Origin of the sequence: Jeotgalicoccus huakuii, from assembly GCF_036665975.1 — a bacterium.
GTDB classification, from domain to species: Bacteria; Bacillota; Bacilli; order Staphylococcales; family Salinicoccaceae; genus Jeotgalicoccus; species Jeotgalicoccus marinus.
On sequence record NZ_JAVIYN010000043.1, the window covers coordinates 1 to 385 of the forward strand.

The window sequence follows — 385 nt, forward strand, 5'->3', positions numbered from 1 at the left end:
AATTTAACTCGGCGGCGTAGCTCAGCTGGCTAGAGCGTACGGTTCATACCCGTGAGGTCGGGGGTTCGATCCCCTCTGCCGCCACCATAGTTGGACCTTTAGCTCAGTTGGTCAGAGCAAACGGCTCATAACCGTTGGGTCGCAGGTTCGAGTCCTGCAAGGTCCACCATAACTTTATATCGCGGAGGAATACCCAAGTTCGGCTGAAGGGATCGGTCTTGAAAACCGACAGGGGCTTAACGGCTCGCGGGGGTTCGAATCCCTCTTCCTCCGCCATTTTTATTTAAACTAATATTATTGTCGCGGGATGGAGCAGTGGTAGCTCGTCGGGCTCATAACCCGGAGGTCGTAGGTTCGAATCCTTCTCCCGCAATTATTTTTTTAT

Annotated in this window: 4 tRNA genes; all 4 read left to right on the forward strand. The window is 52.5% G+C overall.

Annotated elements, in window-relative coordinates:
• The first annotated feature begins 10 nt into the window (after nt 1–10).
• Nucleotides 11–87, forward strand: a tRNA-Met gene (locus V6E76_RS11420).
• Nucleotides 88–92: 5 nt separating this feature from the next.
• Nucleotides 93–169 (forward strand) — tRNA-Ile (locus tag V6E76_RS11425).
• A 14-nt stretch (nt 170–183) separates the two neighbouring features.
• Nucleotides 184–276 (forward strand) — tRNA-Ser (locus V6E76_RS11430).
• A 25-nt stretch (nt 277–301) separates the two neighbouring features.
• A tRNA-Met gene (locus V6E76_RS11435) sits at nt 302–373 on the forward strand.
• Nucleotides 374–385 lie beyond the last annotated feature (12 nt).